Origin of the sequence: Streptomyces sp. 7-21 (assembly GCF_016741785.1) — a bacterium.
Classification (GTDB): Bacteria; Actinomycetota; Actinomycetes; order Streptomycetales; family Streptomycetaceae; genus Streptomyces.
Map to the genome: position 1 here is coordinate 408,996 of NZ_JAERRL010000001.1, position 25,907 is coordinate 434,902.

Sequence of the window (25,907 nt, forward strand, 5' to 3'; positions counted from 1 at the left end):
TGAGCAGACCGGCCCTAGCTGACCCGCAGGCGGAGGATCCGGTCGTCGCCCGCCCCGGGAGAGCCGCGCGAGTCCGTCTCGTTGGTGAGCACCAGCAGCTCGTCGCCGCCGGGGGCGAGCACCGACCGGAGCCTGCCGTACTCCCCGTGCAGGAACGCCTGCGGCTCGGCAGCCGGCGCTCCGCCGTCCAGCGGCACGCGCCACAGCCGCTCGCCGCGCAGCGCCGCCAGCCACAGCGAGCCCTGGCTGTAGGCCAGACCGCTGGGCGAGGCGTCGGCCGGGGACCACCACAGCACCGGGTCGGTGAAGCCGTCCGCTTGGCCACCGGGCCCCTCGTGGAGGGGCCAGCCGTAGTTGCCGCCCGGCTCGATCCGGTTGAGCTCGTCCCAGGTGTCCTCCCCGAACTCGGTGGCCCACAGCTGGCCCGAACCGTCCCAGGCCAGGCCCTGCACGTTCCGGTGGCCCAGCGAGTAGACGTAGGAGTCCGGGTCCGGGTTGCCGGGCGGCGGGGGACCGCCGTCCGGGTCGAGGCGCAGGATCTTGCCGGCCAGCGACTCCTCGTCCTGGGCCTGGGAGCGGGCGCCGGTGTCGCCGGTGGCGGCGTACAGCATGCCGTCCGGGCCGAACGCGAGGCCGCCCCCGTTGTGGAGGGCCTCGCCGCGCGGGATGCCGTCCAGCACCGTCTCCCCGTCGCCGAGCCGTTCACCGGGCGGCGCGGCCGGGTCGTACCGGAACCGGCTGATGCGGTTGTCCCCGGCGGTCGTGGCGTAGACGAAGAGCGCGGGCCGCGGCCCCGGGTCCGGCTCCAGGGCCAGGCCCAGCAGGCCGCCCTCGCCGCCGGGGGAGACGCCGGGCACCGCGCCGACCAGGGTGACCTCTCCGGTGCCGGCGTCCACGTGCTGGATGGTGCCCTCGTCCCGCAGGCTCACCAGCAGGTCGCCGCCGGGCAGCTGCACCATGTCCCAGGGCGCCGCCAGGCCGCGGGCGACGGTCGCCACCACCTCGGCGCTGCCCTCGGCGGGTGCCGCGCCGGCCGAGGCGGGGGAGCGGCCGGGGTCCGGCTCCCGTGCTGTGCCGCGGTCCGTGCCGGCCGGCCCGCAGCCGGCGAGCAGCACCGTCATCGCGGCAGCGGCCGGCAGCAGCCGCGCCCGCACCCGTGCCAGCGTCCGTCCCGGCCCGTGTCCACGCGTCATCAGGCGCCTCCTGTGGCGACGGCCGGCGAGCCGCCGCCTTAGCCTGGCGGGCATGAGCACATCCACCACAGCGTCGGACGTATGGCTGCCCATCCCTCCCGGCGACCTTCCGTCACTCCCCTCTACCCTCACCTACCGGTACTGGAACGGCGAGGGCGGCTTTCCCGCCGATCCCGCCGACTGCGTCTTCTACGTCGTGCCCTACATGAAGGGCCAGGAGACGGCGCTGCGCCCGCTGCCGCGCATGACGCGGGTGCGGGTGGTGCAGACGCTGACCGCGGGCATCGACCACATGCTCCCGGGCATCGAGCTGCTGCCGCCGGGCGCACGGCTGTGCAACGCGGGCGAGCTGCACAACACCAGCACCGCAGAGCTGGCGCTGACGCTCACGCTCGCGTCGCTGCGCGGCATCCCCGACGCGGTCAGGGCCCAGGACGAGGGCCGCTGGGAGCCGGGTTTCCGCACGTCGCTCGCTGACCGGCGGGTGCTCATCGTGGGGTACGGCAACATCGGCGCCGCCATCGAGGACCGGCTGCTGCCGTTCGAGGTCGCCGAGGTCATGCGCGTCGCGCGGTCGGCCCGCGAGACCCCCCGGGGGCCGGTGCACCCGGTGTCCGAGCTGCCGCGGCTGCTGCCGGAGGCGGAGATCGTCATTCTCGCGACGCCGCTGACGGACGCCACGCGGGGACTGGTTGACGCCGGTTTCCTCGCGCGGATGCCCGACGGCGCGCTGCTGGTGAATGTCGGCCGGGGTGCCGTGGTGGACACCGACGCGCTGGTCAGGGAGCTGGAGTCGGGGCGGCTGCGGGCGGCACTCGATGTGACCGACCCGGAGCCGCTGCCGCCGGCGCATCCGCTCTGGCGTGCGCCGGGCGTTGTGATTACCCCTCATGTGGGGGGTCCTACGAGTGCATTCTGGCCACGGGCCGAGAAGCTGATTACCCGTCAGCTAGAACGTTTCGTCGCTGGAGAACCCGTGGCACATGTGAGGGCGGAAGGCGCATAAGGGGCATCCTGTCGCTGCTGGAACTCTCCCCATGCCGTCACTGACGGTAGTTCCAGTATGTCAATGAGTCACAGTTCTGGTGTATCGTCCGTGCCGGGCAAGCCCAGGACGAGAGGGGGCGACTCGCGGATGCACGGCGCAGGGACGCACTGCCGGACCCGCAGCTTGCAGGCCGGCCACTCCACCACGACGCCGGAGCGCACGTGGATCCCCGGGCGGGCCGGTCGGTGAGCGGGCCCGGGACCGAGGTCCCCGGTCCGCCGCCCCGGCCCCTCGGCGGCCAGCTGGCACAGTCTTCCGTCGCCGCCGCCTGCGGCGGGTACGCGCTGGGCGCCGCGCTCGGCTGGGGATCGCCCACGGCCGCCCGCGTCATGGGCGACTTCGGGCTCAGCGCCGCCGCGCTGCTGGCCGCCGTCTCCTGCCTGCGGTTCGCGCGCACGCGCGCAGGCGACCACGCGCCGGCCTGGGCCTTCTTCGGCCTGGCGTCGCTCATGATGGCCGCGGGCAACGCCGTCTGGGGCTGGTACGAGGTCGTCGAGGACGAGCCGGTGCCCCGGAATTCGGCGGCCGACCTGTGCTTCCTGCTCTTCCCGCCCCTGGCCATCGTCGGCCTCCTCATGCTCGCCAAGCGGCCGGTCACCCGCGCCGGCTGGATCTGCCTGGTCCTGGACGCCTGGCTGATCGGCGGGTCCCTGATGACGCTCTCCTGGAGCGTCGCCCTGGCGCACACCGCCGGCCGGGAGGGCATGGACGTGACCCACGCGGCGCTCTCCCTCGCCTACCCCCTGCTCGACATCGCGCTGATCAGCATGGTGCTGGTGCTCCACTTCCGCCGCAGCGCCGCGCAGCGCTCCGCGGTCAACACCGCGATCGGCGCGCTGGCGCTGATCGTGCTCTGCGACGCGCTGTTCACCGCACCGGGGCTGCGCGAGCGCTACAGCTCCGGCCAGTTCCTGGACGCCGGCTGGTTCGCGGGGTCGCTGCTGCTGGCGTGCGCCCCCTGGACCGTCGGGCGCCGCGGCGGACAGAGCGGACCCGAGCGCACCGCGCCGCCGCAGGAGCCGAGCCGCCCGCTGGCGGGCTCACTCGCCGCCCTGACCCCCTATCTCGCCGCAGCCGTGTGCACGCTGGGCATCCTCATCAGCACGGTGAGCGGCCGGCGGGTCGACCAGATGGTGATGCTGACGGCCTGTGCGGTCGTGCTGGCGCTGCTGGTGCGCCAGGGCATCATGCTGGCCGACAACGTCACCCTCACCCGCGAACTCGCCCAGAAGGAAAGCTACTTCCGTTCCCTGGTGCAGGGCTCCAGCGACGTCATCATGATCGCCGCGCCCGACGGCAGGCTGCGCTACGTCAGCCCCGCCGCCGCGGGGGTGTACGGGCGGGAGGCCGACCGCCTCATCGGCGGCGATCTGTCCGCGCTCATCCACCCCGAGGACGCCGGCCGCGTGCTGCACGAGCTGCGCCGCTTCCTGGCGGCCTCGCCGTCCCGTGAGCCCGCAACGCGCATTGAGTGCCGGGTGCGCCACGGCGCCGGGCACTGGCTCAACGTCGAGTCCAGCGTCAACCGCTACCAGGGCGGCCTGATCCTCAACAGCCGGGACGTGACCGAGCGGGTGCGGCTCCAGGCCCAGCTCCAGCACAGCGCCTCGCACGACTCGCTCACCGACCTGCCCAACCGGACGCTGTTCACGGAGCGGGTCCGGGTCGCTCTCGCCGCCGGCCGCGGCAGCGCGGACATCGCCGTGCTCTACATCGACCTCGACGGCTTCAAGGCGGTCAACGACTCCGCCGGCCACCAGGCGGGGGACGAGCTGCTGGTGCAGGCCGCCCACCGGCTGCGCGCATCCGTGCGCACCGGTGACACTGTGGCCCGGCTCGGCGGCGATGAGTTCGCCGCCCTGATCCTGGGTGCCCCCGGCGAGGAGACCCGGCCGCGGGAGTGCCGCGTGATGGAGATCGCCGAGCGCATCAGGAGCGCCCTCTCGCGCCCCTACCAGGTGGACGGCCACGAGCTGCGCGTGGCGGCCAGCATCGGCATCGCCTTCGCCGAGCCGGACAGCACGCCCGCCGCCCTCATGCGCAACGCGGACGTCGCGATGTACCGGGCCAAGAAGTCGGGCAAGGCGCGCGTCGAGCTGTACGTGCCGCACTCGCACGCCGAGACGCTGCCGCCCGCCGCGCGGGCGGATCTCGTGCGCGGCGCGCTGCGCACCGAGGAGTTCACGCTCCTCCACCAGCCGGTCGTCGACCTGGCCGACGGCCGGGTGGCCTCCGTCAGCGCGCTGGCCCGCTGGCGCTCCGCCTCCGGCCTGCTGTCCACCCCGCTGGAGACCCTGCGCGGCGGCCGGCGCGACGCCGCCGCCACGGTCGTCGCCGCCATGCCGCCGCCCCGGCCGGGCGACCGGATCGACGTGGCGCGGTGGCTGATCGAGGAGGCTGTCGCCGAGGCCGGGCGGCGCCGCCGGGCAGGGCTGACGGTGCCGGTCAGCGTCCGCCTGCCCGTCGGCCGGCTGGCCGACCGCTCCTTCGGGGCGGGCGGCGTCGAGTCGCTGCTGGCCCGCCACGACGTCCCGCCCGAGGCGCTGACCATCGAACTGGCCGAGGCCGAGCCGGTGCTGGCCGCCGAGGAGCCGCGCCGCCGGCTCAACGACCTCAGCGTCCTCGGCGTCGGCATCGCCCTGGGCGGGTACGGCGGCTCCGGCACGGCCGTGACCGCGCTGCACCGGCTGCCCGTGGACGTCGTGCGCCTCGACCGCGACCTCGTGGACGGCCTGCTCGACTCGCCCGCGGTGCGCACCATCACCGCGAGCCTGGTGCGGCTGGCCGAGGATCTCGGCATCGCCTCGCTCGCCGACGGCGTCGACGCGCCGGACCAGGTCGCCGCCCTGCGGGCTCTGGGGTGCCGCCGGGCCCAGGGGCTCGCCGTCTGCGAACCGCTGGAGAGCGACCGCCTCGACCGTGTGCTGGGCCGCGGCACCCTGCCCGTGCCTCCGGCGGCGGGCTCAGCCCCCGTGGTGACCACCTGACACGGCCCCCGGGAGCCGGTGACCACATAGTGAGATGAGGATTCTGCTCGCTTGACAGGCGAAGGGGGAGGGGAGCAATGTTCGTGCCATGCGGACCCAGATCCTCGTACTTGGACGGCGCGTCGGCTGACCCGAGCACTCTCGGACAGCGACGCGCTCCCCCTCGCATGCCCTTCAGGGCACGAGGGGTTTTTTGTTGCACGGACACCGACTCAGCGCCGAGTCACCGACGCCCCACCCACCGACAGCAGCTCACCCGACTACCCGCACGCGTCAGCACCCTCACACCGCGAGAAGAGACCGCCGATGACCCAGCAGGCCACCGGGGCACCGAAGCCGCAGCCGCGGGCCCCTCGCAGCAGCAGCCAGCAGCAGGCCGCCACCGTCACCACCCAGCTCACGGGCGCCCAGTCCCTCATCCGTTCCCTCGAGGCGGTCGGCGCCGACACCGTGTTCGGCATTCCCGGCGGCGCGATCCTTCCGGCCTACGACCCGCTGATGGACTCCACCAAGATCCGGCACGTGCTCGTGCGGCACGAGCAGGGCGCGGGCCACGCGGCGACGGGCTACGCCCAGGCCACCGGCAAGGTCGGCGTCTGCATGGCCACCTCGGGCCCCGGCGCGACCAACCTCGTCACGCCCATCGCCGACGCCCACATGGACTCCGTGCCGCTGGTGGCGATCACCGGCCAGGTGGCCACCAGCCTGATCGGCACCGACGGCTTCCAGGAAGCCGACATCTGCGGCATCACGCTGCCGATCACCAAGCACAACTTCCTGGTCACCGACCCCGCGGACATCCCGCGCACCATCGCCGAGGCGTTCCACCTCGCCGCCACCGGCCGCCCCGGCCCCGTCCTGGTGGACATCGCCAAGGACGCCCTCCAGGGCCAGACCACCTTCTCCTGGCCGCCCACCCCCGACCTGCCCGGCTACCGCCCGGTCAGCCGCCCGCACGCCAAGCAGATCCGCGAGGCCGCCCGCCTGATCGGCCAGTCCAGGCGCCCCGTGCTGTACGTCGGCGGCGGCGTGCTGAAGGCCGGCGCCTCCGCCGAGCTGCGCGAGCTTGCCGAGCTGACCGGCGCCCCCGTCACCACCACCCTCATGGCCCTGGGCGCGTTCCCCGACAGCCACCGGCAGCACCTGGGCATGCCCGGCATGCACGGCTCCGTCGCCGCCGTCACCGCGCTGCAGAAGGCCGACCTGATCATCGCCCTCGGCGCCCGCTTCGACGACCGCGTCACCGGCCGCATCGACTCGTTCGCCCCGCACGCCAAGATCGTGCACGCGGACATCGACCCGGCCGAGATCGGCAAGAACCGCGTCGCCGACGTGCCGATCGTCGGTGACGCCAAGGACGTCATCGCCGACCTGATCACGGCCCTGCGCGGCGAGGGCACGCGCCCTGACCTGTCCGCCTGGTGGTCGCAGCTCGACCGCTGGCGCGAGACCTACCCGCTGGGCTACGACCTGCCCGAGGACGGCACGCTCTCGCCCCAGCAGGTCATCGAGCGCCTCGGCCAGCTCGCCCCGGCCGGCACCATCTACACCGCGGGCGTGGGGCAGCACCAGATGTGGGCCGCCCACTACCTGCCGTTCGAACGCCCCGGCACCTGGCTCAACTCCGGCGGCCTGGGCACGATGGGCTACGCCGTCCCCGCCGCCCTGGGCGCCAAGGCCGGCCGGCCCGACGCCACGGTCTGGGCCATCGACGGCGACGGCTGCTTCCAGATGACCAACCAGGAGCTGGCCACCGCCGCCCTGAACGGCATCCCGGTGAAGGTCGCCATCATCAACAACGGTGCCCTGGGCATGGTCCGCCAGTGGCAGACCCTGTTCTACAACCAGCGCTACTCCAACACCGTGCTGCGGGAGGGGCCCGGCGCCGACGGCGCCGCCACCAGCACCGGCACCCGGGTGCCCGACTTCGTCAAGCTCGCCGAGGCCATGGGCTGCGTCGGCCTGCGCTGCGAGGAGCCCGGACAGCTCGATGCCGTGATCGAGAAGGCGAACTCCATCAACGACCGGCCCGTCGTCGTGGACTTCATCGTCCACGAGGACGCGATGGTCTGGCCGATGGTCGCGGCCGGCACCTCCAACGACGAGGTCATGGCCGCCCGCGGGGTGCGCCCCGATTTCGGCGACACCGACGACTGATCCCGGACGACTGATCCCGGACAACACCGCCCCCGCGCCCACCGCCCCGACGAGGTACCGAACCCATGTCCAAGCACACCCTCTCCGTCCTGGTCGAGAACAAGCCGGGCGTGCTCTCCCGCATCACGTCGCTGTTCTCCCGCCGCGGCTTCAACATCGACTCGCTCGCGGTGGGGACCACGGAACACCCTGAGGTCTCCCGGATCACGATCGTCGTCAACGTGGAGGACCTGCCGCTGGAGCAGGTCACCAAGCAGCTCAACAAGCTCGTCAACGTGCTGAAGATCGTCGAGCTGGACCCCGCCGCCGCCGTCCACCGCGAGCTGGTGCTGGTGAAGGTCCGTGCCGACAACGACACCAGGTCCCAGATCGTCGAGATCGTGCAGCTGTTCCGCGCCAAGACGGTGGACGTCTCCCCGGAGGCCGTCACCATCGAGGCCACCGGCAGCAGCGACAAGCTCAACGCCATGCTGCGGATGCTGGAGCCGTTCGGCATCAAGGAGCTGGTGCAGTCCGGGACCATCGCCATCGGACGCGGCTCCCGCTCCATCACCGACCGCTCGCTGCGCGCCCTGGACCGCAGCGCCCAGACCGCATAGCGAGACCGGCCGCCATCCGCCCCACCGACCCCCCTACCGTGGTCCGTACGCCGCGGACCCCGCCCGCGCGCCGCGCGGGCGGGAAGGGAACGCATCTTGTGAAGGAGAAAACCCAAGTGGCCGAGCTGTTCTACGACGACGACGCCGACCTGTCCATCATCCAGGGCCGTAAGGTCGCGGTCCTGGGGTACGGCAGCCAGGGGCACGCCCACGCCCTGTCGCTGCGTGACTCGGGCGTCGACGTCCGTGTCGGCCTGCACGAGGGCTCCAAGTCCCGGGCGAAGGCCGAGGAGCAGGGACTGCGGGTGACCACCCCGGCCGAGGCGGCGGCTGAGGCCGACGTCATCATGATCCTCGTCCCGGACCCGATCCAGGCGCGGGTCTACGAGGAGTCCGTGCGCGACAACCTCAAGGAGGGGGACGCGCTCTTCTTCGGCCACGGCTTCAACATCCGCTTCGGCTTCATCAAGCCTCCGGCCGGCGTGGACGTGTGCATGGTCGCGCCCAAGGGCCCGGGCCACCTGGTGCGCCGCCAGTACGAGGAGGGCCGCGGCGTCCCGTGTATCGCGGCGGTGGAGCAGGACGCCTCGGGCAACGCCTTTGCGCTGGCGCTGTCGTACGCCAAGGCCATCGGCGGCACCCGCGCCGGCGTCATCAAGACGACCTTCACCGAGGAGACCGAGACCGACCTCTTCGGCGAGCAGGCCGTGCTCTGCGGCGGCACCGCGGCGCTGGTCAAGGCGGGCTTCGAGACGCTGGTCGAGGCCGGGTACCAGCCGGAGATCGCCTACTTCGAGTGCCTGCACGAGCTGAAGCTCATCGTCGACCTGATGTACGAGGGCGGCCTGGAGAAGATGCGCTGGTCCATCTCCGAGACCGCCGAGTGGGGCGACTACGTCTCCGGCCCGAGGATCATCACCGACGCCACCAAGGCCGAGATGAAGAAGATCCTCTCCGAGATCCAGGACGGCAGCTTCGCCACCAGCTGGATGGCCGAGTACAACGCCGGCCTGCCGAAGTACAACGAGTACAAGAAGGCCGACGCCAACCACCTGCTGGAGACCACCGGCAAGGAGCTGCGCAAGCTGATGAGCTGGGTCGACGAGGAGGACTGAACCGCCTTGCGGGGCCGGGCCGCCCTGGCCCGGCCCCGGCCCCGCCGCGGGCTCACGACCGCGTCCCTTCGGCCGCGCGCGGCGCCGTTACACTGCACACCAAGCGCGTCACAGGCCCACAGCGTCGTGAGTCTCCACGTGGCTGCCCAACTCCCTCCACCGCCGTTGGCCGTCGGGACGCGGCCTTCCGCAAAGGACCAGTGAGACTCCCGTGAGCAAGCCGAGCAAACCCGTCGTACTCATTGCCGAAGAGCTCTCCCCGGCCACGGTCGACGCCCTCGGGCCGGACTTCACCATCCGGCGCTGTGACGGCGCCAACCGTGACGAACTGCTGAGCGCCATCGCGGACGTGGACGCCATCCTCATCCGCAGCGCCACCCGCGTGGACGCCGAGGCCATCGCGGCCGCGCGCCGTCTGAAGGTGGTCGCCCGCGCTGGCGTGGGCCTGGACAACGTGGACGTCCCCGCCGCCACCAAGGCCGGCGTGATGGTCGTCAACGCGCCCACCTCCAACATCGTGACCGCCGCCGAGCTGGCCTGCGGCCTGATCATCTCCACGGCGCGCAACATCCCGCAGGCCAACGCGGCCCTGAAGCAGGGTGAGTGGAAGCGCAGCAAGTACACGGGCGTCGAGCTCGCCGAGAAGACGCTCGGCGTCGTCGGCCTCGGCCGCATCGGCGTGCTGGTCGCGCAGCGCATGGCCGCCTTCGGCATGAAGGTCGTCGCCTACGACCCCTACGTCCAGGCGGCCCGCGCCGCGCAGATGGGCGTCCGGCTGCTGTCCCTGGACGAGCTGCTTCAGGTCTCGGACTTCATCACCATCCACCTGCCGAAGACGCCGGAGACGCTGGGCCTCATCGGCGACGAGGCGCTCCACAAGGTCAAGCCCTCGGTGCGGATCATCAACGCGGCCCGCGGCGGCATCGTGGACGAGACGGCGCTGCTGAGCGCGCTCAAGGAGGGCCGCGTCGCCGGCGTGGGCCTGGACGTCTACGCCAATGAGCCGTGCACGGACTCGCCGCTGTTCGAGTTCGACAATGTCGTCTGCACCCCGCACCTGGGCGCCTCCACCGGCGAGGCGCAGGAGAAGGCGGGCATCGCGGTGGCCCGTTCGGTGCGGCTGGCGCTGGCGGGCGAGCTGGTGCCCGACGCGGTCAACGTGCAGGGCGGCGTCATCGCCGAGGACGTGCGTCCCGGGCTGCCGCTGGCCGAGAAGCTCGGCCGGATCTTCACCGCGCTGGCGGGTGAGGTCGCCACCCGGCTCGACGTCGAGGTGCGCGGGGAGATCACCCAGCACGACGTGAAGGTCCTGGAGCTGTCGGCGCTCAAGGGCGTCTTCGAGGACGTGGTGGCCGAGACCGTCTCCTACGTCAACGCCCCGCTGTTCGCGCAGGAGCGCGGCGTGGAGGTGCGGCTGACGACCAGCTCCGAGTCGCCCGACCACCGCAACATGATCACCGTGCGCGGCACGCTCACCAGCGGTGAGGTCATCTCGGTCTCCGGCACGCTCGCCGGCCCGAAGCACCTGCAGAAGATCGTGGGCATCGCCGAGCACACCGTGGACCTGGCCATGGCCGACCACATGGCCTTCCTGCGGTACACCGACCGGCCCGGCGTCGTCGGCACCCTGGGCCGCATCCTCGGTGAGGCCGGGATCAACATCGCCGGCATGCAGGTCGCCCGCGCGGAGGAGGGCGGCGAGGCCCTGATCGCGCTCACCGTGGACGACGCCATCCCGGTGCCCGTCCTCAACGAGATCGCCCAGGAGATCGGCGCCACCTCGGCGCGCGGTGTCAACCTGGGCGACTGATCCGGGCAGCTGGCCTGGCTGGGACAGCCGCCCGCGCCACGACATAGGACGGGGCCCGCCACCGGCCCCCGCCCGCAAGGGGCGGGGCCGGCCGGCGGGCCCCGGTGCGTTCTGGTTCCGGAAGCCTTCCAGGCCGCGGGAGACGGTGACCGGTGCCGCCCGGGAAGGCGGGGGCGGCACCGGACCGGACAGACGCCTGACGCTGGGTGTGAGATGGGGGGACGCGTCAGCCGCCTGCCAGCTCGTACGCCTTGTCCGGCGAGAACTGGCCCGCCGGCCCGTCGCAGCCGTCCAGCTCACCCGGACGCTTGATCCACAGGTAGGCGTCGATGCGTTCGCTGCCGGTGTTCACCGTCGGGTTGTCGCCGACGAGACGCCCCGGCGGGTCGCACCACTCGCCGTCGGGGGCCGGGCCGTTGCCGTTGCGGCTGGTGTCCACCACCGCGCCGAGCTCCGGGTCGCCGAGCTCGGCGAGCACAGCCTCGGCGAAGGCCACCTCGCTGCCGGTGGTGTTGTAGTTCGAGGCGTTGGTGTAGATGCCGTCGCCGCTCTCAAGGACGCCGGCGTCCCGCAGCTCCGCGGCGATGCCCGAGGGCTGGTGCCACGTGGAGTGGCCGGCGTCGAAGTAGACCCGCGCCTCGGGGTTGGCCGCGTGGATGATGTCGGCGGCCTCGGCCAGCGCGCTGAACCGCTCGGCGCGCTCCGCCTCGTCCAGGCAGGTCGTCAGGGCGATCGAGTCCGGCTCCAGGATCACGACGGCCGGGTCGCTGCCCAGGCCGGCGGCGAAGTCCTCGGCCCACGCCAGGTAGCTGGGGAAGTCGGGAGCGCCGCCCGCGGAGGCCCCGCCGCAGTCGCGGTTGGGGATCATGTACGACACGAGCACGGGGACCTGGCCGGCGGCCGAGGCGGCGGAGGTGACGGCGGAGACCTCTTCGGTGACGGTCTCGGGCTCGTAGTTCGAGATCCAGGTGGCCTGCGGCTGGCTGGCTATCCGCTCCTGGATCAGGGGGGCCCGGGGATCATCCGGGTTGGCGGCGAGCCACTCGTGGATGGCGCCGGGGTGGTCGTAGAAGACGGTGTCGTCGGGAAGGTCGGCCGTGGCCGCGCCCTGCGCCGGGGCGACGGCGAGCCAGGCGGCCATGGAGCCCAGAAGCGCGCCGGCCGCCAGCGTCGCACGGGTGCGGGCCGGGCGGTGGCGGGTGGGGGGCTGCGCGGCTTTTGGGGTGCGCACGGTGGATCGTTCCTCTCACGGGACGATGCGTTCAGTGGGTTGGGAGCGCTCCCACCTCCGGGAACATAGCCGCTCGCGACGGGGGAGTAAACCACCGCGCACCGACCTTCCCTCGCATCACTGCCGCACGAATGCTGTCCGGGACGGCACGGATGAGCGAATATGGGGGTCCGCCGGCACCACCGTGCCGGAAACGTCCCGAGGAGGTACCCCCGATGCTGGGACCGGTGCTTCTCGCGGCGGCGCGCAGCGACACCCTGCGGCGCGTCGTCTCGAACACCTCGCTCACCCGACCGGTTGTCGAGCGCTTCGTCGCTGGCGAGAGCCTCTCCGACGCCCTGGCGGCCGTGCGCGCGCTGACGCGGCGGGGCCTGTGTGTCACCCTCGATCACCTCGGCGAGCACGTCACGGACCCCCGCGAGGCCAAGCGCAGCCGCGACGCCTATCTGGCCCTGGCGGACGCGCTCGCGCGTGAAGGGCTGGGAACCAGGGCCGAGCTGTCGCTGAAGCTGTCGGCCTTCGGGCAGGCGCTTGACGGCGGCGACGACCTGGCGTACGAGAACGTGCTGCCCGTCGTGGAGGCCGCCGCGGCGGCGGGCACGACGGTGACGCTCGACATGGAGGACCACACCACGGCGGACTCGACGCTGGCGGTCCTCGCCCGGCTGCGGGAACGCTTCCCGCAGACCGGCGCGGTGCTCCAGTCGTACCTGTACCGGACCGAGCAGGACTGCCGGACCCTGGCCGCCTCGGGCGCCCGGGTCCGCCTGGTCAAAGGCGCCTACCGCGAGCCGGCCGCCGTGGCCCGCCAGGACCGGCATGAGACGGACCTGGCCTACGTCCGCTGCCTGCATGTGCTGATGGCGGGCCAGGGCTACCCGATGATCGCCACCCACGACCCCCGGCTGGTGGCCATCGCCGAGTCGCTCGCCGCACGCTACGGGCGCAAGCCCGGCAGCTACGAGTTCCAGATGCTCTACGGCATACGCGCCGCCGAGCAGCGCCGGCTCGCCGACCGGGGGCACCGGGTCCGGGTCTACGTGCCCTACGGCACCGACTGGTACGCGTACTTCATGCGGCGTCTGGCCGAGCGCCCCGCCAACCTCGCCTTCTTTGTCCGGTCCCTCGTCAGCCGGGGCTGACCCGCCGGCGGCCGGCACCGGACCAGCACCGAACCAGCAACCGAACCCGCAACCAAGGAGCCCACCGCCATGGACGCTGTGACCCAGGTCCCCACGCCGGTGAACGAGCCGGTGCACACCTACGCCCCGGGCTCGGCGGAGCGCCTTCGCCTGGAGCGCAAACTCAAGGAGCTCGCGGAGAACCCGATGGAGCTGCCGATGACTATCGGAGGCGTCCGCCGGATGGCGGCGGGCGAGCCCTTCGACGTCGTCCAGCCCCACCGCCACGCCGCGCGCCTGGGCACCAGCGCGCACGCGACCCGCCAGGACGCCCGCGACGCCATCGACGCGGCGCTCGCCGCTGCTCCTGCCTGGCGTGCCCTGCCGTTCGACGACCGCGCCGCGGTCTTCCTGCGCGCGGCCGAGCTGCTCGCCGGGCCGTGGCGCGAGACCATCGCCGCCTCCACGATGCTGGGCCAGTCCAAGACGGTCCAGCAGGCGGAGATCGACGCCCCGTGCGAGCTGGTCGACTTCTGGCGGTTCAACGTCCACTTCGCCCGGGAGATTCTCGCCGAGCAGCCGCCCGTCCAGCCCAGGGGCGTCTGGAACCGCCTGGACTTCCGCCCGCTGGAGGGGTTCGTCTACGCCATCACGCCGTTCAACTTCACCGCCATCGCGGGCAACCTGCCGACCGCGCCCGCGCTGATGGGCAACGTGGTGGTCTGGAAACCCTCCCCGACGCAGACGCACGCGGCCGTGCTGCTGATGCGGCTGCTGGAGGAGGCGGGGCTGCCGCCCGGTGTGATCAACCTGGTGACGGGCGACGGCCGGGAGCTGTCCAAGGAGGCCCTGCCGCACCCGGACCTCGCCGGCATCCACTTCACCGGCTCCACGGCGACGTTCCAGTATTTGTGGCGCGGCGTGGGGGAGAACATCGCGCGCTACCGCAACTACCCCCGCGTCGTGGGCGAGACGGGCGGCAAGGACTTCATCGTGGTCCACCCGAGCGCGGATCCGGACGCGGTGAAGACGGCGATCACGCGCGGCGCCTTCGAGTACCAGGGGCAGAAGTGCTCGGCCGCCTCCCGTGCCTACGTCCCGCGCTCGCTGTGGGAGGGCGGGCTGCGCGACGCCGTCGCCGCCGAGGCCGACGGCCTGTCCATGGGCGACCCGCGTGATCTGAGCAACTTCATGGCGGCCGTCATCGACGCGCGCGCCTTCGCCAAGGCCAAGGCCGCCATCGAGCGGGCCAAGGCCGACCCCTCCTGCGAGATCATCGCGGGCGGCACCTATGACGACTCGGTCGGCTACTTCGTGCGGCCCACGGTGCTGACCTGCTCGGATCCTGGGAACGAGGTCTTCACCACCGAGTACTTCGGGCCGATCATCGCGGTGTACGTCTTCGACGACGGCGACTTCGACGCGGTCGTCGACCAGATGGAGTCCGTGGCGCCCTACGCGCTGACCGGGGCGGTCTTCGCGGGCGACCGTGCCGTGGCGTCCTCGGTGTGCGAACGGCTGCGGTACGCGGCGGGCAACTTCTACATCAACGACAAGCCGACCGGCTCGATCGTCGGCCAGCAGCCGTTCGGCGGGGCCCGCGCCTCGGGCACCAACGACAAGGCCGGCTCGAAGTTCAACCTGCTGCGGTGGACCTCGCCGCGCTCCATCAAGGAGACGCTGGTGCCGCCGACGGACTACCGCTACCCGCACATGGGGTGACGCGCCGCGCGTCACGGGCGTCCCTCCCGTCCCGCGGGGCAACAGCCGTCACGCGGGACGGGGGTGGCCGTCTCAGATAGTAGGACGGTCAACTATATGGGGAGACAGCACGTCTCCCGGCGGTTATTTTTGTAGGGCCGAACGGTCCGCTCCATCAGCGACGGGCGCCGAGCGGCGGCGCAGCGCGGGTGACCCCCCGGTGCCGCCCCCGCCCCCGGCGGCATCCCACCGGCCTTCCTTGGGGAGCTGATCGTCATGCCCACAACGCAGCACGCCGCCGCGCGCCCCGCCGCCCGGCCCGCCTCCCGCCGCCGTTCCGCCGCCCTGCGCCGCGAGCGGGACGACGCCCGCCGCCGCGCCGCGCTCGCCGTGCAGCGCTCGCTCGACCGCCGCGACAACGGCGGGGCGTTCGGCCACTGAGCGGCTGTCGCGCGCCTGTCCGGATCGTGGACGACGGCGCCCGCGAGCCGGGCCAGCGGCGTAGGGTCCCCCCATGGCTCCGAGTATCGATCTTGCGGTGATTCCCGGTGACGGCATCGGCCCCGAGGTGGTGGCGCAGGGCCTGAAGGTCCTGACCGCCGTGCTGCCCGAGGACGTGAAGCTGGAGACCACCGAATACGATCTGGGCGCGCGCCGCTGGCACGCGACGGGCGAGACGCTGCCCGACGCCGAGCTGGAGCGCCTGCGGGGCCACGACGCGATCCTGCTCGGGGCCGTCGGCGACCCCTCGGTTCCCTCCGGCGTCCTGGAGCGCGGACTGCTGCTGAAGCTCCGCTTCGCGTTCGACCACTACGTCAACCTCCGGCCCAGCCGGCTGTTCCCGAACACACCGACGCCGCTGGCGGGCCGCCCGGACATCGACTTCCTCGTCGTGCGCGAGGGCACCGAGGGCCCCTACGTGGGCAACGGCGGTTCCATGCGCACCGGAACCCCGGCCGAGGTCGCGACCGAGGTCAGCGTCAACACCGCTTACGGCGTGGAGCGCGTCGTCCGCGACGCCTTCGCGCGCGCCGCCGCCCGCCCGGCGAAGAAGCTGACGCTGGTCCACAAGAACAACGTGCTGGTCCACGCCGGCCACCTGTGGAAGAACACGGTCGACCGGGTGGCCCAGGAGTACCCCCAGGTCACCACCGACTACCTGCACGTCGACGCGGCCACGATCTTCCTCGTGACCCAGCCGGAGCGCTTCGACGTCATCGTCACCGACAACCTCTTCGGTGACATCCTCACCGACCTCGCCGCCGCCGTCACCGGCGGCATCGGCCTGGCGGCCTCGGGCAACATCAACCCGTCCCGCGCATACCCCTCGATGTTCGAGCCGGTCCACGGCTCGGCCCCGGACATCGCGGGGACCGGCAAGGCCGACCCGACGGCAACCGTGCTCTCGGTCGCCCTGCTGCTGCGCCACCTCGGCTACGAGGCCGAGGCCACCCGCGTCGAAGAGGCCGTCACCGCCGACCTCGCGGCGCGCGAGGCGCAGACCTCCCGCGACACCGACACCATCGGCGACGACCTGGCCGCCCGCGTACGCGGCTGACACGGCAGGACGTCAGCGGACGCCAGCCTGCCGCCCGGCCCCGGCGCCCGCGGGCCGGGCGGCAGGCCGTCACGGCTGGGCAGAACCCCGGCCGGGTGCCACGATCTGCTCACAGGACAGTGCCCACGGACCGCCCGCCCTTCCGCGCGCGGCAGCCCCGGACGGCCGCCGTCCGGCGGGGCCGTTCCGCTCCCCGATGCTCGGATGTCCTAGTATCCGGCTTCCCGGCGGGACCTGGTCCGCCACACCACGGAAGCGAAGGACGCGCTCACCATGACCACCACGCCCAGCATCGACTTCGATCTCAAGCCCTCGGCCCATCCGCTGCCCGCCGCCGAGCGCGAGGCCGTGCTGGCCGATCCCGGCTTCGGCCGCCACTTCACCGACCACATGGTCACCATCAGGTGGACCGAGGGCAGAGGCTGGCACGACGCGCGCCTGACGCCCTACGCGCCGCTGCCGATGGACCCGGCGACCATGACGCTCCACTACGGCCAGGCGATCTTCGAAGGGCTGAAGGCGTACCGCCAGCCCGACGGCTCGGTCGCGGTCTTCCGCCCCGACGCCAACGCCCGGCGCTTCCAGAACTCCGCCCGCCGCCTGGCCATGCCCGAGCTGCCGGTCGAGACCTTCATCAAGGCCATCGACGTCCTGGTCGCCCACGACGCGGCCTGGGTGCCGGGCGGGGGAGAGCAGTCCCTGTACCTGCGCCCCTTCATGTTCGCCACCGAGTCCGGCCTCGGCATCAACCGGCCCGCCAACGAGTACCTGTTCATGCTGATCGCCTCGCCCGCGGGCGCGTACTTCGCCGGCGGCATCAAGCCGGTCTCCGTGTGGCTGAGCACCGAGTACGTCCGTGCCGCCCCCGGCGGCACCGGCGAGGCCAAGTGCGCCGGCAACTACGCCGCCGCGTTCCTCGCCCAGGCCGAGGCGGTGCGCCACGGCTGCGACCAGGTCGTCTGGCTCGACGCGGCCGAGCGCCGCTGGGTCGAGGAGATGGGCTCCTCCAACCTCTTCTTCGTCCGCGGCCGGGGCAGTGACACCAAGGTCGTCACCCCCCGGCTGACCGGCACCCTGCTGCCCGGCATCACCCGCGACTCGCTGCTGACGCTCGCCGCCGACCTCGGCTACGCCACCGAGGAGGTGCGGCTGACCACCGACGACTGGCGCCAGGGCTGCGAGGACGGCACCATCAGCGAGGTCTTCGCCTGCGGCACCGCCTCGGTCATCACGCCGGTCGGCTCGGTGAAGTCCCCGGACGCCTCCTGGACCATCGCCGACGGCCAGCCCGGCGAGGTCACCCTGCGGCTCCGTGAGGCGCTCGTCAACCTGCAGACCGGCCGCGGCGAGGACCGGCACGGCTGGATGCACCCGGTGGGGTGACGCGCGGCCGGAACGGGGCGCGCGGGGCGGGTGCGCGCCGTCACCGCGAGGTCTCGCATCGTGAGACGGAATGGGCAGTCTGGGACGGGTGTGCCAGACTGCCGCCGTGCTTGTGTGCACCATGATTATTGGTGACAAGCGCGCCGGTCCGTGAGTGACCGCCGCCCTGGCCCATCCGTCCGCGGGCCGCGTCGGCCACCGCGCCCCGACCCGCGCGCAGACCTCTCGCATCCCGCGAGGGGTCTTTTCGTTTTGCAGAAGCAGGAGACACCGTCATGACAGCGTTGCCGACGGACGACTTCCACGTTTTCGACACCACCCTGCGCGACGGCTCCCAGCGTGAGGGCATCAACCTCACGGTGGCCGACAAGCTTGCGATCGCGCGCCACCTGGATGAGTTCGGCGTCGGCTACATCGAAGGCGGCTGGCCGGGGGCGGTCCCGCGTGACACCGAGTTCTTCCGGCGGGCGCGCGAGGAGATCACCTTCCGGCACGCCAAGCTCGCCGCCTTCGGCGCCACGCGCAAGGCCGGCACGACGGCCGAGGCCGACCCCCAGGTGCAGGCACTGCTGGAGTCTGAGGCGCCGGTCGTCGTGCTGGTCGCGAAGTCGCACGACCGCCACGTCGAGCTCGCGCTGCGGACGACCCTGGAGGAGAACCTCGCCATGGTCCGCGAGACCGTGGCCTACCTGCGCTCCCACGGCCGGCGCGTCTTCGTCGACTGCGAGCACTTCTTCGACGGGTTCCGCGCCCGGCGCGACTACGCCCTGGAGGTGGTGCGCACCGCCCACGAGGCCGGCGCGGAGGTAGTGGTGCTCTGCGACACCAACGGCGGCATGCTGCCCTCCCAGGTCGCGGACGTGGTGCGGACCGTCGCCACGGAGACCGGGGCGCGCCTGGGCATCCACGCGCAGGACGACACCGGCTGCGCGGTGGCCAACACCCTGGCGGCCGTCGAGGCCGGCGCCACGCACGTGCAGTGCACCGCCAACGGCTACGGCGAGCGCGTCGGCAACGCGAACCTCTTCCCGGTCGTCGCCGCGCTGGAGCTCAAGCTCGGCAAGCGGGTGCTGCCCGAGGGCGCGCTGCGGGAGATGACGCGGATCTCCCACGCCATCGCCGAGATCGTTAACCTCACGCCCGCCACCCACCAGCCGTACGTGGGGGTCTCCGCCTTCGCGCACAAGGCGGGCCTGCACGCCTCTGCGATCAAGGTCGACCCCGACCTGTACCAGCACATCGACCCGGAACGCGTCGGCAACTCCATGCGGATGCTCGTCTCCGACATGGCGGGACGCGCCTCCGTCGAGCTGAAGGGCAAGGAGCTCGGCTACGACCTGGGGGGCGACCGCGAACTGGTCGGCCGCGTCGTGGAGCGGATCAAGGCCCGGGAGCTGAAGGGCTACACCTACGAGGCGGCCGACGCCTCCTTCGAGCTGCTGCTGCGTGAGGAGCTGGTGGAGGGACCCCGGCGGTTCTTCCGCCTGGAGTCGTGGCGCACGATCACCGACCAGCGCGCCGACGGCTCCGTCGAGAACGAGGCCACCGTGCGGCTGTGGGCCAAGGGCGAGCGCATCCTGGCCAGCGGCGAGGGCAACGGCCCGGTCGACGCCCTCGACCGCGCCCTGCGTGTGGCGCTGGAGCGGATCTTCCCCGAACTGGCCCGGCTGACGCTGGTCGACTACCGTGTCCGGATCCTGGAGGGCACGCAGGGCACGCAGTCCACCACCCGGGTGCTGATCACGACCAGCGACGGCACCACGGAGTGGTCCACCGTCGGCGTGGCCGACAACGTCATCGCCGCGTCCTGGCAGGCGCTCGACGACGCCTACACCTACGGCCTGCTGCGGGCCGGGCTCCAGCCCACTGACTGACCGCTGCCACCGGCGGTGCTGTAGGAACCCGACAGCGCCGCCGGGGGCGGCTGTGTGACTTCGCTGCACGGCGGGGAGCGGCCGCCGCGGTTCTGTTCAGCGCCCCCATGAAATGACGGCGGAGACTGTACGGAACTGACGAGGGCCTCGCCCGTCCGGCTTTCATAGGGTCTGTACATGACCGATCAGGCCGGAACGGATCAGGCCGCGGCCACGCCCGCGGCCGACACACGGGGGCGCGTGGAGGAACTGCGCGCGATCCGGGACGAGGCGCTGCGCGGGCCGAGCGAGAAGGCGACGCAGGCGCAGAAGGCGAAGGGTAAGCTCACCGCGCGGGAGCGGATCGACCTCCTGCTCGACGAGGGCTCCTTCCGCGAGGTAGGGATGCTGCGGCGCCACCGCGCCACCGGCTTCGGGCTGGAGGCCAAGCGTCCCTACACGGACGGCGTGATCACCGGCTGGGGCACGGTCCACGGCCGCCAGGTGTTCGTCTACGCCCACGACTTCCGGATCTTCGGCGGCGCGCTGGGCGAGGCCCACGCGGCGAAGATCCACAAGATCATGGACATGGCCATCGCGGCGGGCGCCCCGCTGGTCTCGCTCAACGACGGCGCGGGCGCGCGCATCCAGGAGGGCGTGGCGGCCCTCGCGGGCTACGGCGGCATCTTCCAGCGGAACACCCGGGCCTCCGGCGTGATCCCGCAGATCTCCGTGATGCTCGGCCCCTGCGCGGGCGGCGCCGCGTACTCGCCCGCGCTGACCGACTTCGTGTTCATGGTGCGCGACACGGCGCAGATGTTCATCACGGGCCCGGACGTCGTCCAGACCGTCACCGGTGCCCAGGTCACGCACAACGAGCTGGGCGGCGCCGACGTGCACGCGGGCACCTCGGGCGTGGCGCACTTCGTCTACGACGACGAGGAGTCGTGCCTGGAGGAGGTGCGCTACCTGCTGTCGCTGCTGCCCTCCAACAACCGCGAGAACCCGCCGGCCGTGCCCGCCGAGGACCCGGCGGACCGGCGCTGCGACGCGCTGCTCGACCTGGTCCCCGCCGACGGCAACCGCCCCTACGACATGCGGGCGGTCGTCGAGGAACTGGTCGACGACGGCGAGTTCCTGGAGATCCACGAGCGCTGGGCGAACAACCTCATCTGCGCCCTGGCCCGCCTCGACGGCCAGGTGGTCGGCATCGTCGCCAACCAGCCGCAGTCGCTGGCCGGCGTGCTGGACATCGCCGCCTCCGAGAAGGGCGCGCGCTTCGTCCAGATGTGCGACGCGTTCAACATCCCCATCGTGACGCTGCTGGACGTGCCGGGCTTCCTGCCCGGCGTCGACCAGGAGCACGGCGGCATCATCCGCCACGGCGCCAAGCTGCTGTACGCGTACTGCAACGCCACGGTGCCGCGGATCTCCGTCGTGCTGCGCAAGGCGTACGGCGGCGCGTACATCGTGATGGACTCGCAGTCGATCGGCGCGGACCTGACCTATGCCTGGCCGACCAACGAGATCGCGGTGATGGGCGCGGAGGGCGCGGCTAACGTGATCTTCCGGCGCCAGATCGCCGCCGCCGAGGACCCCGAGGCGATGCGCGCCCGGATGGTCAAGGAGTACAAGGCGGAGCTGATGCACCCGTACTACGCGGCCGAGCGCGGCCTCGTGGAGGACGTCATCGAGCCCGCCGAGACCCGCGAGGTCCTGATCAGGTCCCTGGCGATGCTGCGCACCAAGCACGCCGACCTGCCCGCCAGGAAGCACGGCAACCCGCCGCAGTGAGGGCGGGGCGAAGGAGAACGCGATGAACACGGATCCCCGTCTGGTCCGCGTGGAGAAGGGACAGGCCAGCCCGGAGGAGCTGGCCGCGGTCACCGCGCTGCTGATGGCGCGTGCCGCCCGGCCCGAGAGTGCCGCTGCGGGCGGCGCGGTGCGCAGCACCGCGCCCTGGAGCCGGCTGGAGCGTGTCCGGCCCTACCGGGCCCCGCATGACTGGCAGGGCCCGGCCTGACGGCGCCGAAGCGCGAGCGGTAAGGGTCAGGAACGCTCGCCGGACAGCACCGTCCGGCGAGGGTTCGCCGTCCGCACCGGGAGCCGCTCGGTGCGGGGCTTCGGCGTGACGGGCGGAGCCAGTTCCGAGGTGTCCCGCAGGTGTGCGAGAGTGGTACGCCTGGGATTGGCGAGGGAGCGCACGGTCAGGGTGCTCTTCACGGGTCGTCTGCCTTAGCTCGTTCTGTCGCTTGTCCGGGCACCGCTTGGCATGCCATGGTGCCCTGCCAACGACATTAGGGGCCGGCCTGACGGCCAGCCACCAGCGTCCGGGCCCGGCTTCCCTGTGAGGTTGCTCACGGCAAGGGGGGCACAGGTGGCGGGAAGCCGTCCCTGCTGGGCGGCGCGAAAGCGGACGTATGAACCATAACGCCGCGATGCGCGCCCGCGCGGGACGGTCACGTTTGGGCGGAAGTCGCAAGGAGATGGTGGTGAGTTGCGCAATTTGTGGGCGTGTTCCTTCACCTTGTCGTGACACCCCGCCTGCGGAGCGTCATGCCAGCAGCCTTGCTCTCCCGGGCCCTTGTTGCGAGTTCCGCCGCTGTGCTGGAATTCCACGGACCGCCGCGCAGCAGCAGCTGGCGTACGAGACGCGCCCCAGGCGTCACGCACCGGCTCGCCGCCGTCCGCCGCGCCGGTCGCACAACGACAGTGAAGGGGCCCGTGTGCCCTCGTCCGACACCGTCACGCCGCCCCCGGGGGTGCGGCGCCTGGTCCACATAAGGTTGCGACGCTAGTGCAGGGACGTTTCAAGAGGGAAAGCAGCGCCGCGGACGACGGGAAGCCCGGCGGCCAGAAGGACCGCGGCTCCCTCGCCGGGGCGGCTCTCGGCGGCGGTCCGGCCGCGCCCGCGGCCGGACCCGGCGATCCCGCGGAGGAACGCGCCAGCCGCGACGACGGCGCAGCCGAGCCCGAGCCGAAGCCCGAGGCCGGCCAGAAGCCCGAGAAGGACGCGGGGCTGCCCACCGAGTACACCGGCTCCCGCATCGCGCTGCGCAACTGGCGCATCAGCACCCGGCTGGTCTCCCTGATCGCGCTGCCCGTCGTGGCCGCCACTTTCTTCGGGGCCCTGCGCTTCAAGGACTCGCTGGAGGACATCGAGCAGCTCGACAACATGCAGCTGCTCACCGAGATGACGCAGCACGCCACCGAGCTGGCCGGCCGCCTCCAGGAAGAGCGCGACCGCTCGGCGGGCCCGCTGGTCAGCGGCCAGTCACCGAAGGCAGACGAGGTCGCGGGCGCCCGCGAGCGCACCGACGCCGCCCTCGCCGCGTTCGAGGACGCCACCCTGGCGATCAATACCGACGACCCCGACATGCGCGGGGTCCACGCCACGGTGCTGGACATCAGCCGCCAGCTCCGTGAGCTCGGGCAGATCCGCGAGGAGGCCTACGGCGACCCGGAGTACGTCTCACAGACGATCACCCGCTACAGCGAGCTGATCAACTCGCTGCTGTCGCTGTCGATGGACATGGCCCAGGCGACCAGCAACAGCGAGATGATCCGCAGCACGCGCGCGCTCGCGGCGTTCTCCTCGGCCAAGGAGAGCGCCTCCATCCAGCGCGCCGTCATCACCGCGGGCCTCGCCCGCGCCGAGCGGGACGGCGGCGAGGCCGAGCTGTCCCGCAGTGACTGGCAGTACGGCAACTCCGCCGTCCGCTCCGAGTACGCCTCGCTCCAGAGCTTCCAGCAGATCTACGGCAACCAGGCGGAGGAGCTGCTGGAGCAGCTCGACTCCGGCATGGTCAGCATCGTCGAGGCCAACCAGTACATCGGGCGCATCTTCTCCGAACAAGACCGCATCCAGGCCGAGGCCCGCTCCTACCAGGAGTGGTACGACGAGTCCCGTGCCAAGATCGAGACCATGGACCGGATCGAGCAGACGCTGCTCGACTCCATGGACTCCCAGGCCCACGCCCTCCAGGAGGACGCCCGGCGGGACGCCATCGTCAACGGTGCGATCACCGCGCTCGTCCTCGGCGTCTCGCTCGTCGGCGCCTTCGTCGTCGCCCGGTCCATGGTGCGCTCGCTGCGGCGGCTCCAGCGCACCGCCCAGGAGGTCGCCCGCAAGCGCCTGCCCGAGGTCGTCCGCCAGATGTCGGAGGCCGAGCCGCAGGACATCGACACCTCCGTCGAGCCGGTGGGCGTGTACACCAGGGACGAGATCGGCCGCGTGGCCCAGGCGTTCGACGACGCCCACCGCGAAGCCGTCCGCCTGGCCGGTGAGCAGGCACTGCTGCGGGGCAACGTGAACGCGATGTTCACCAACCTCTCCCGCCGCAGCCAGGGGCTCATCCAGCGTCAGCTGTCCCTGATCTCCGAGCTGGAGTCGCGCGAGGCCGACCCCGACCAGCTGTCCTCGCTGTTCAAGCTCGACCACCTCGCCACCCGCATGCGGCGCAACGGCGAGAACCTGCTGGTCCTCGCGGGCGAGGAGCCCGGCCGCCGGTGGACCCGGCCTGTCCCGCTCGTGGACGTGCTGCGCGCGGCCGCGTCCGAGGTGGAGCAGTACGAGCGCATCGAGCTGAGCGCGGTGCCGAAGACCGACGTCGCCGGGCGGGTGGTCAACGACCTCGTGCACCTGCTCGCCGAGCTGCTGGAGAACGCCACCTCGTTCTCCTCGCCGCAGACCAAGGTCAAGGTCACTGGCCACGCGCTGCCCGACGGGCGCATCCTCATCGAGATCCACGACACCGGCATCGGCCTGTCGCCCGAGGACCTGGCGGAGATCAACGAGCGCCTCGCCAACCCGCCCACGGTCGACGTCTCGGTCTCCCGCCGCATGGGTCTGTTCGTCGTCGGCCGGCTGTCGCTGCGCCACGGCATCCGGGTCCAGCTGCGCCCGTCCGACCAGGGCGGCACCACGGCGCTGGTCATGCTCCCCGCCGACGTCGTGCAGGGCGGCGGCCGTCCTGGCCGCCCCGGCCAGGGGCAGGACAAGCCGGGTGCCTCCGGCGCGCCGGGCACCGCGACGCTCCAGCGCGAGCGTCCGCCCGCCCCGCGGCGCACGCCGGGGCCGCGCCCGGCCGTGCCGCAGGCCAAGGCGCCCGGACTCACCGGCGGCGGCCCCCGGCCGCCCCAGGAGGTGTCCCCGGGCACCGGCCGCCCCGCGCTGCCGTCCCGCCCGGTGGCCTCCGGACCGGACGCCGGACCGCCGCGGCCGCCGGCCCCCGGCCCCGCGCCGCGGCCGGCGCCGCGCGACGACGAGACGGCCACCGGGCCCGTGCCGCGCGTGCCGGAGCCGCGACCCGCGGAGACCCGCCCGAGCTGGGCGCGTGACGAGGACAGCCGGCCGGCCGCGGTGCCGCCCGCCGCGTCCCCCGCCCGCGCCGAGGCCGAGCGGCCACGCGGGCACGACGACGCCGAGTCCACCGGCACGATGCCGGCGGTGCAGGACACCGGTGCGATGCCGGCGGTGCAGGACACCGGTGCAATGCCGGCGGTGCAGGACACCGGCGCGGTGCCGCCTGCCGGCCCGGCACCGGCGCGCAAGCCCGACGCGCTCAGCGATCCGCTGCCGGCGGGCGCCGCGGAACGGGCGCCGGAGCGGACGCCCATCTTTGAGGAGATGGAGTCCACGTGGTTCGGCACGCGCCGCGCCGTGCAGCAGCAGCCCGCCGCACCGCGGCCTGCCGAGCCTGCGGAGCCCACCGGACCCGCCGGGCCCACCGGACCCGCCGCCGGGGGCGGTTCCCCGGCGCCCGCCCCGGCGGCACGCGCCGAGACCTCCCCGCGCGAGCCCGCCGCCTCCGGCAGCGGCACGGCGGCGGACACCGGTGCCGGCCGCTGGCGTCCCTCGCCCAACGACGAGCGCTGGCGCCAGGCGGAGCAGGTCAGGCAGCCGAGCGCGGGCGGCGTGACGACGTCGGGCCTGCCCCGGCGTGTGCCGCGCGCGAACCTCGTGCCGGGCGCTGCGCAGCCGCAGCGGGACGACACCCCGGCGGGACCACGTGTCTCGCGCGCCCCCGCCGACGTGCGGGGACGTCTGACCAACCTGCGGCGGGGTATCCAGCAGGGGCGCCAGGCCGGATCCGCGGCCGGGCGGACGGACCGGGACTTCGGTTCCACGTACCAGCAGTAGGAGCGTGCT

17 protein-coding genes are annotated in these 25,907 nt (G+C 72.7%); 15 read left to right on the forward strand and 2 right to left on the reverse strand.

From position 1 onward, the window contains the following. Positions 1 to 14: 14 nt before the first annotated feature. On the reverse strand, positions 15 to 1,193 hold the full coding sequence (locus tag JK356_RS01925) for a sorbosone dehydrogenase family protein (RefSeq protein WP_201865673.1): 1,179 nt from the start codon (positions 1,191 to 1,193) through the stop codon (positions 15 to 17). A gap of 52 nt (positions 1,194 to 1,245) precedes the next feature. Here JK356_RS01925 and JK356_RS01930 point away from each other — a divergent pair, with 52 nt between their 5' ends. The 6 genes from JK356_RS01930 (at position 1,246) to serA (ending at position 10,909) form a co-directional block, all read left to right on the forward strand. Continuing rightward, the gene (locus JK356_RS01930; protein ID WP_201865674.1) at positions 1,246 to 2,199 is read left to right on the forward strand and encodes a 2-hydroxyacid dehydrogenase; all 954 of its coding nucleotides are present in this window, start codon (positions 1,246 to 1,248) and stop codon (positions 2,197 to 2,199) included. A gap of 227 nt (positions 2,200 to 2,426) precedes the next feature. Then, complete coding sequence (locus JK356_RS01935) at positions 2,427 to 5,228, forward strand: putative bifunctional diguanylate cyclase/phosphodiesterase (protein ID WP_374100584.1); 2,802 nt, start codon at positions 2,427 to 2,429, stop codon at positions 5,226 to 5,228. Between the two features lie 306 nt (positions 5,229 to 5,534). Beyond that, positions 5,535 to 7,385 carry an acetolactate synthase large subunit gene (locus JK356_RS01940; RefSeq protein ID WP_201865675.1) on the forward strand — a complete coding sequence of 617 codons (1,851 nt, stop codon included), beginning with the start codon at positions 5,535 to 5,537 and terminating at the stop codon, positions 7,383 to 7,385. Between the two features lie 65 nt (positions 7,386 to 7,450). Beyond that, positions 7,451 to 7,984, forward strand: coding sequence for an acetolactate synthase small subunit (gene ilvN / locus JK356_RS01945; protein ID WP_201865676.1), 534 nt, complete (start codon positions 7,451 to 7,453; stop codon positions 7,982 to 7,984). Between the two features lie 116 nt (positions 7,985 to 8,100). Further along, the gene (ilvC, locus tag JK356_RS01950; protein ID WP_201865677.1) at positions 8,101 to 9,099 is read left to right on the forward strand and encodes a ketol-acid reductoisomerase; all 999 of its coding nucleotides are present in this window, start codon (positions 8,101 to 8,103) and stop codon (positions 9,097 to 9,099) included. 211 nt (positions 9,100 to 9,310) lie between these two features. Further along, positions 9,311 to 10,909 (forward strand): phosphoglycerate dehydrogenase, encoded by a 1,599-nt coding sequence (serA, locus tag JK356_RS01955; protein ID WP_201865678.1) that lies wholly within the window; start codon positions 9,311 to 9,313, stop codon positions 10,907 to 10,909. A gap of 226 nt (positions 10,910 to 11,135) precedes the next feature. Here serA and JK356_RS01960 read toward each other — a convergent pair whose 3' ends face one another. After that, positions 11,136 to 12,140, reverse strand: coding sequence for a glycoside hydrolase family 6 protein (locus JK356_RS01960; RefSeq protein ID WP_307815359.1), 1,005 nt, complete (start codon positions 12,138 to 12,140; stop codon positions 11,136 to 11,138). Between the two features lie 215 nt (positions 12,141 to 12,355). On the opposite strand from JK356_RS01960, the gene JK356_RS01965 reads away from it, so the two are divergent. The 9 genes from JK356_RS01965 (at position 12,356) to JK356_RS02005 (ending at position 25,898) form a co-directional block, all read left to right on the forward strand. Continuing rightward, positions 12,356 to 13,282, forward strand: coding sequence for a proline dehydrogenase family protein (locus JK356_RS01965; RefSeq protein WP_201865679.1), 927 nt, complete (start codon positions 12,356 to 12,358; stop codon positions 13,280 to 13,282). Positions 13,283 to 13,351: 69 nt separating this feature from the next. Beyond that, positions 13,352 to 14,983 (forward strand): L-glutamate gamma-semialdehyde dehydrogenase, encoded by a 1,632-nt coding sequence (pruA, locus tag JK356_RS01970; protein WP_201865680.1) that lies wholly within the window; start codon positions 13,352 to 13,354, stop codon positions 14,981 to 14,983. A 255-nt stretch (positions 14,984 to 15,238) separates the two neighbouring features. Further along, positions 15,239 to 15,403, forward strand: a complete 165-nt coding sequence (locus tag JK356_RS01975) for a hypothetical protein (RefSeq protein ID WP_201865737.1) — start codon at positions 15,239 to 15,241, stop codon at positions 15,401 to 15,403. Between the two features lie 73 nt (positions 15,404 to 15,476). Next, positions 15,477 to 16,520 carry a 3-isopropylmalate dehydrogenase gene (locus JK356_RS01980; protein ID WP_201865681.1) on the forward strand — a complete coding sequence of 348 codons (1,044 nt, stop codon included), beginning with the start codon at positions 15,477 to 15,479 and terminating at the stop codon, positions 16,518 to 16,520. A 273-nt stretch (positions 16,521 to 16,793) separates the two neighbouring features. Continuing rightward, on the forward strand, positions 16,794 to 17,903 hold the full coding sequence (locus JK356_RS01985) for a branched-chain amino acid aminotransferase (RefSeq protein ID WP_201865682.1): 1,110 nt from the start codon (positions 16,794 to 16,796) through the stop codon (positions 17,901 to 17,903). 275 nt (positions 17,904 to 18,178) lie between these two features. After that, entirely contained in the window at positions 18,179 to 19,777 is a 1,599-nt protein-coding gene (gene cimA, locus JK356_RS01990; RefSeq protein WP_201865683.1) for a citramalate synthase, read from the forward strand. 177 nt (positions 19,778 to 19,954) lie between these two features. Further along, positions 19,955 to 21,550, forward strand: a complete 1,596-nt coding sequence (locus tag JK356_RS01995; RefSeq protein WP_201865684.1) for an acyl-CoA carboxylase subunit beta — start codon at positions 19,955 to 19,957, stop codon at positions 21,548 to 21,550. Positions 21,551 to 21,572: 22 nt separating this feature from the next. Then, on the forward strand, positions 21,573 to 21,779 hold the full coding sequence (locus tag JK356_RS02000; protein ID WP_201865685.1) for an acyl-CoA carboxylase subunit epsilon: 207 nt from the start codon (positions 21,573 to 21,575) through the stop codon (positions 21,777 to 21,779). A 774-nt stretch (positions 21,780 to 22,553) separates the two neighbouring features. Continuing rightward, on the forward strand, positions 22,554 to 25,898 hold the full coding sequence (locus JK356_RS02005) for a nitrate- and nitrite sensing domain-containing protein (protein ID WP_201865686.1): 3,345 nt from the start codon (positions 22,554 to 22,556) through the stop codon (positions 25,896 to 25,898). Positions 25,899 to 25,907: the final 9 nt, after the last annotated feature.